The organism is Rosenbergiella gaditana, assembly GCF_018494065.1.
Classification (GTDB): Bacteria; Pseudomonadota; Gammaproteobacteria; order Enterobacterales; family Enterobacteriaceae; genus Rosenbergiella; species Rosenbergiella gaditana.
This window is the reverse complement of record NZ_JABBFR010000001.1, coordinates 276,100-282,591: the sequence shown is the minus strand read 5'-3', so window position 1 is coordinate 282,591 and position 6,492 is coordinate 276,100. Positions and strand designations below refer to the sequence as shown.

The 6,492-nt window shown below is 46.8% G+C and carries 8 protein-coding genes; 3 read left to right on the top strand and 5 right to left on the bottom strand.

Annotated features, from left to right (window positions below):
- A partial coding sequence (locus tag HH682_RS15995) for a transposase (protein WP_250318498.1) occupies positions 1 to 85 on the bottom strand: 85 nt, incomplete at its 3' end.
- 250 nt (positions 86 to 335) lie between these two features.
- Here HH682_RS15995 and HH682_RS01425 point away from each other — a divergent pair.
- The 3 genes from HH682_RS01425 (at position 336) to HH682_RS01415 (ending at position 2,000) form a co-directional block, all read left to right on the top strand.
- On the top strand, positions 336 to 515 hold the full coding sequence (locus HH682_RS01425) for a hypothetical protein (RefSeq protein ID WP_214235516.1): 180 nt from the start codon (positions 336 to 338) through the stop codon (positions 513 to 515).
- A 53-nt stretch (positions 516 to 568) separates the two neighbouring features.
- Positions 569 to 844: a hypothetical protein gene (locus HH682_RS01420; RefSeq protein WP_214235515.1), complete on the top strand. Its 276-nt coding sequence runs from the start codon at positions 569 to 571 to the stop codon at positions 842 to 844.
- 241 nt (positions 845 to 1,085) lie between these two features.
- Positions 1,086 to 2,000, top strand: a complete 915-nt coding sequence (locus HH682_RS01415; RefSeq protein ID WP_214235513.1) for a bestrophin family protein — start codon at positions 1,086 to 1,088, stop codon at positions 1,998 to 2,000.
- Positions 2,001 to 2,111: 111 nt separating this feature from the next.
- Here the strand turns inward: HH682_RS01415 and HH682_RS01410 are convergent, their stop codons facing one another.
- The 4 genes from HH682_RS01410 to HH682_RS01395 are packed head-to-tail and all read right to left on the bottom strand — an operon-like array spanning position 2,112 to position 6,047.
- Positions 2,112 to 2,951: a GNAT family N-acetyltransferase gene (locus HH682_RS01410; RefSeq protein WP_250318474.1), complete on the bottom strand. Its 840-nt coding sequence runs from the start codon at positions 2,949 to 2,951 to the stop codon at positions 2,112 to 2,114.
- Positions 2,952 to 2,989: 38 nt separating this feature from the next.
- The gene (locus tag HH682_RS01405; protein ID WP_214235509.1) at positions 2,990 to 3,442 is read right to left on the bottom strand and encodes a phenylacetate--CoA ligase family protein; all 453 of its coding nucleotides are present in this window, start codon (positions 3,440 to 3,442) and stop codon (positions 2,990 to 2,992) included.
- Between the two features lie 30 nt (positions 3,443 to 3,472).
- On the bottom strand, positions 3,473 to 4,861 hold the full coding sequence (locus tag HH682_RS01400; protein WP_275957696.1) for an acyl-CoA reductase: 1,389 nt from the start codon (positions 4,859 to 4,861) through the stop codon (positions 3,473 to 3,475).
- Positions 4,862 to 4,919: 58 nt separating this feature from the next.
- The gene (locus tag HH682_RS01395; protein WP_214235505.1) at positions 4,920 to 6,047 is read right to left on the bottom strand and encodes a LuxE/PaaK family acyltransferase; all 1,128 of its coding nucleotides are present in this window, start codon (positions 6,045 to 6,047) and stop codon (positions 4,920 to 4,922) included.
- Positions 6,048 to 6,492 lie beyond the last annotated feature (445 nt).

The window sequence follows — 6,492 nt, the reverse complement described above, 5'->3', positions numbered from 1 at the left end:
GGCACAGTTCAGGAACCGGAGTACCCGCTTCAGCTTGCTTGAGAATGGCAATGATCTGGCTGTCAGTAAAACGTGATCGTTTCATAGAAATCTCCCCTGAGTTCAGGTTAGTAGAAAATTCTACTTATGAACACACCGATTTTTCGGGGGGATTACCCAATGACCATCATACTTGTTCAAACATCCGGTAATACTTTTGGTAGAAGCGCTTTCCGTATACAGGATGAAAGAGTTCATGGTGTTCTGGGGTGGGCTTCTGAAGGTTGTATCATCATAGGGCCGGGAACACGTAGACGCATCCTTGACTCAAATGATACTCGTCTGGAAGTGGTAAGATGAGGCGCTTTAATACTGCTACATTAGCATTATTATTTTCATGTGCCAGCCATGCTATGGCGACGAACCCTTTTAATTTAGATGTTGTTATTAATAGTGTTAGTAGAGGTGATCATAAAGCGTTAAATGATGTTCCATCATTAACTGAAAAATTAGCATCGAAAAAAGCAATGATTTAAGAAATGCGCTTTCTCATTCACTTATCATATCCACACCTGAAACACTTGATGCTTTGAATGTAATTGATAAGAATATTTCTGAAAAAGGTCATTCTTTTTTAAGGGATAAGTTCGGAACTGACTCTATTTGTTCTTATGTTATTGATAGTAAAAAATATGATAGAGAGTCATTTTTCAAATATTATTCGAAAGCTAGGTTAAATCTTGAAAAAATTGGTGGTAAAGGTAAGTCATGTCTTGATTTAATGAATTCGTCAGTAGAGGAAATAACCAACGAAGAAAAACAGGGTAAAATAAAATGGGGTGTTGATAAATACAATTTTGATTGAATAAAATCCCCAAAAGGGGCTTTCGTATTAAGTTGACTATCACCTGATTGGCGACAGGTTGATGTGATTCGCGTCGAGTGGTTGAGAAGGGAGAGCACATAACTTTCTGCAAGAAACTTCGCGAGATCTTTCGATTTCATGCAAGCTCTCCATCAGTTAAGCTAATTGCACAATAATAAGGGATAAGCGCAACGGCTGACCGCGCTAACCTTTAGCTCTTCTCAAGTGTTAGGAACCCGTGATGATTGTTCGTCCCCCACAACATTGGTTTGTTCGTCTTTTCACCTGGCATGGTTCGGTAATGCCGCAAATTTTATTCCGTTTACTGCTTAACCTGGGCATGTCACTCATCGCCTTGTTGCTCTATCCATGGCTTACCCAATTAAATGCTCATCTTACCTTGCCCCCCTTTAGTTTATTGGGGATTGCGATCGCCATCTTTTTGGGTTTTCGTAATAATGCCAGTTACAGTAGATACGTTGAAGCCAGAAAAATCTGGGGCTCCATGATGATTACGAGTCGCAGTCTGATTCGTCAAACACTCTGTGCGGTAAATGAAGGGCAAAGTGCAAAATTAGCCGCCAACTTACTGATTGCCTATGCGTGGTCGCTCAATCACAGTCTACGCGAGACCTCTGCACGGGAAGATTTACAGCGGTTAATGGGACACTCACAGGCTGACGCCATACTGAGTCGGCATTCACTGGCCAATATGATGTTGCTAAAGATCGGTGAGTTTTATGCTGATTTATTACGGCAAGGCAGGGTATCAGAAATTAACTATCGCAATATTGATGAAAATCTTAACGAATTATCTCACTGCTTGGGCGGTTGCGAGCGTATTGCCACTACGCCGGTTCCTTTTGCTTATTCTCTGATTCTACAACGCACTGTTTACCTATTTTGTACGTTATTACCCTTGGCGTTAGTCGCGGATTTACATTGGCTCACCCCCTTTGTATCAGTCTTTATTTCCTATACTTTTTTGTCGTGGGATGCGGTTGCCGAAGAGATGGAGCACCCTTTTGGTGAGGGGGCCAATAATCTTGCGCTCAATGCCATTTGTACCGGTATTGAGCGCAATCTTTTAGAGATGACGGAACAACGCCCATTACCGCCATTAAAACAGGTCGACCGCTACTATAATCTGACCTAAGCAGCGAGTGACATTGTCACTTATTCTCACTATCAGGCTCTCAGCCAAGGCACCACTGGGCTTTGGGGAGCAATGAAATAGTAAACGTTGCTAAGTAGCCATTTTAAATGGCTACAAGAATAGCTGGTTTTGCAACATTTGGGCTGTAGGACAGCATAGCTGGAGGTCATGTCGCCTGAAACCGCGCTGAAATAACCAAAACCAGCCTCCCTTGTTATCAGGGATCAGGCCCATATCTCGATACTCCGCCCGATAAAGCGTGGGAAGAGCCTCTGCCAGTGCGCTGTTGAGCCGAACACGGAGATAGATAAGTCGGCAGCGCGGAAGACGAGTTATCTCATCTATCATCTTGCGTGTCAGTTGGTGGAGGGTGACTTCTATGCGATCGCTAACGTCGGTAATGTCAAGAGGTAAGATAGTCTGCAGGGAAGGAGAAGGTTGCGTATTGCCAAAATGGGAACTAAGGCGTGATAGCCAGAGATACTGTCCTCTCATTTCCACTATCTGAGGGACTGGTCGTGGCTGTAAAGCCAGAACGCCAACTATAACGCTTTCACGATCGTCTGATTTGAATGGCGACACGACGTAATCCCGTAACAGGGCTGTGGTATGAAAACCCAGATTTTTCGCCACCCGTTGTGAATAAGGATGGCTACATACCATTTTTATCGTGAGTGTGGACAATTGCTGTTTACGTGCCTCATGACAGAGATACCTCCCCAGTTTCGTGGCTATACCACAATGTCGGGCTTCAGGATGAGTAGCAAACATAGCCAGTTCGGCACAGGAATCATTATCATGCAGCCATAAAGCTGCATGCCCTATGATGCAGTTGTTTTTTACTGCTACCGCGCTGCGCCAGTTGTGTTGTGCGTTGTTCCACTCGATCATAGTCGGTACGTAAAGGTCAGAATAGACGTAGCGATCACCGTATACTTCACGAAACAGCATGCTGATACCCTCAGCATCCTTTGCCTGGAAACTCCTTATTACGAGCATTTTTCCACTCCAGTTGTCATATACGTGCGTCTGTCTATGACCCGCTGTAATTTTCCGGTACGGGAGTTGCAGATAAGCTCATCCTGTCTGCACCACTCAATGATCAGGCGTAACTGACCTGCCTCACACAATTCAGCAAGTGAGTGATCCTTTTCCAGTATAGAATTACACAGAGCATCCGCATCGTTATCACTGCCGGTAAAGACAATGCGTAGAGTTAACTGATCGCAATAATCTTGATGATCTAGTACCATCTGCCACTGTTGCCTGCCAAATATTTCGGTAATCAGAGTGTCGAATTCATCAGGAAAAACAGAAGAAAAACCTACACGAATACGTTGCCCGAGGCTGCTCCTTCCTTGCAAAATGAACTTACGCGCGGTTTTTCCCAGCGGTTCACTCCAGGCAGCAATATCGCCAACAGGATAACGAATCAGCGGCATGAGTCGACGTGTTAGATTTGTGACGACCAACTAATCACGATACGTAAAACCGGCCAGTTTAGGTACGCCGCTGCTGCCTCCGCTGCGAAAAAACAGCTTTGCGCTGGGCTGGATCATGTTTTCAATGAAGTCAGATTTATTCATGATCGGCTGAGCGATGGGCAAGTCTGGCGCCCGGAGCGGAAGATCGAGCGTCGCTAATCCGGGTAACGAATCGGCATCAAGGGTGACAGTAACCCGTCGCACCAGTTGGTTTAATGCGAACATACCGTCGTGCGGTTCGCCGCTATAGCTAGAATGCATGCCTGCAAGCGTCGTAATGCGATTAACACCAGCAGCCAGCAGAAGTTGGCTGAGGAAGACCGTGTCATTTGCTGTCGCCGCCAGGCTACAGGTTTGCAGATAAGTACGCCAGGGGCGTAGTGTCTGAATCAGCTTATGACGGGGCATCGGGCGTAACAACAAAGTGCGATAGAGTGGAGAGGGTTCAAGCCCGACCGTATCTTGCAGCAAAATACGCCAGTTTTCACCGCTCCAGCAATGGTTATGGCCATTGTTAAAAATCTTGTCAAGTTCGCTAAAGGCTTGCGCGCTGGTGATATCTGCTGCCGACTTTTCGTCCGGTTGGTTAAAGGACCAGCGTGCGCAACGACGATGCATTGCCTGCGCCAGGTTTTCACCAATTTCTGTTAACGTAGACTGCGACTCGGTATCGACAAATATGACTTGCGAGCTGGAACATGCCAGCTGATTGAAACGGCAAATTTCATCCGCCAGTGCATCAAGCTGTCTGTCTTCAACCGCATTCGGAATCAGCCAGGAAAAGCTAATTTTATGTCCCCATGGGATCCAGCGACAGCCGCCAGGAAGCTGATGACGTATAGCGTTAAGCGCCGCATCACCGCCCCATGCCGAAACGCCATCCACATGGGCCATCAGCAGAGCGAGCTGATCGGCCTCCACTGGCAGAATGGCGAAGTAGTTCGCCAGCGTATTTGTCGCATCGCAGTCAAGAAAGGCCTGTAACAGTTCAAGGGTCAGACCTTGTTCGCTAGTGCTGGGACGCAGCCAGTTAATATTGCCCACCAATATGCTTTCTACTATTGCCAGAAAAGGGAGCGACTCCGCATTAGCCGGAGTGACATGCAACACGACGCCTAGGGGGCGCCAGCTTTCGAAATGCGACTGCGATAGATTAAAACGGCGTAGCGAGAAGGGGGCATCCCCCAGCTCATGTTCAAGCTTGAAGCGCAATGCATCTGGCTGGCAGAACTGGCTCACATCTTCCCTGACCACAGCATCAAGTCGGGGTAAAAATGCACTATCTTCCAGCCGCTTCACAAAACGTCTCGCACAGGCAAACAACGCATCTGTCGGCAGCGGCTGGCTCAGCGTATCGTGCAGCGTCTCTGTCAGCATGCTTAGCGCCTGTTCCGTAGTGGAGGAGGAGTAGCATTTACCATAAATAAAATACATATTACTTTCCTTGTATTAACTCCGAGGCCGCTAATGCACAGCTCCGGGCTGTATGCTGACTGGCGCGGCCAAGCAGTTCAAACCAGTCTGTATCAGTTCCACACCCGCATTCATGGGCGCGATGCAGGATGGCTAAATCGCTCATCACAATACTATGGGCCGGGCTGGAGGTAATATACGGCGAGACAAATTGCAGAAATCCCCTCGATCCGTAGCCTTTAATCTCAAATGTGCGGGTATCGCGGATCCATGCTCTGGCATATACCGGGATATGAAAGTGGTGATGGGCGCATTCGACATAAGGAACACAGTGTTCAACAGAGCCATAGCCATCCCGACAATAGGCATCAGGTAACCCCAGTTGTTCACCAAGCCGTGCATATAATGTTGCCTTTGGTATTTCTTTGTCCGCATGCGTTTTCCAGCCGCCGCCGAAAAATGTTAATGAACCTGGCGGCAGGGTGAGCGGCGGCAAATTCATCTCGCGCATTCTTTCAAGAACGAACCACATAAACGCAGGGAACCCTAGAATACGTACGGGTGCATCATCCCGTGAGAAGGTTTGTAGCGCCTGAATAACACCAAATGGATCGAACTCATGACCTTTCCCGGTATCTCTCAGAGCATACACAGCCTGTTTGACTGGCGCATATTTACATAAAAATTGGTCGGTGTAGGCCGTACCTAACGTAATGATATCGTTAGGTTCGTAACTCAGCAGGAGATAATTACAGGGCGTATCTGGTTTAACCCAGCCATAGTGATGAAAGATATGGTCGACCATACCTTGTGCGGCTTTTATGCTACGCTCGTCAAAACGCATTCGGCTTTTTTGCCCACTAGTCCCTGAGGACGTCAGTTCCAGCGCGTCCTGGCCGGTATTACTGAGCAAAAGATGACGCTTGAAATAATTAGCAAATATCGGCGGCAGATCGCCCCATGAGTTCAGCTGTGGATTGTCTGGGTTTATGTGGTGATGGGTTAACCATTGCGCGTACCCCGACGTATTTTTCACATGAAAAGAAACAATCTCCAGCATCGCGTTATGGAACAGCTGCTCACTACTTGAATCACACTGATACGGGCGAGTGAGCGCACACAGCCCATCGACGGCAGGGACAGATATCACGTTATAATTCCTTTATAGTTGTTACGTCCATTGATTAATCAGAAGTTATGCGGTTGAGGAACAATGTTAGCGTTATCTCTATGTCGTAGTAGTTTACTGATAAAACAAGAACCAAAAAATGATGGGATTACTACGGCAATGATGTAGCCGCTCAGACTATTGACTGCCCCAGCTATCGTCAGCAGTGATCCGCCTACACTAATGGAACCACTAAAATTAACACCCCATCACTGGTTCAGGCCATAGGAGTTATTCATACGATAGACAGTATTTGTGTAATATCACCAGCAATTACGCAGGTGTCGGATACCCGTGTAGCAGCTCTGACACGCTATGCTTTAACGACCAAAACAACAGCAATTCAGCGATTGTCAGAAAAAGGAAACTGGCTACTCTCGTTTAAAAAAGCCTTATCGATGAGAGTGTTAATCATTTATACTGCTAT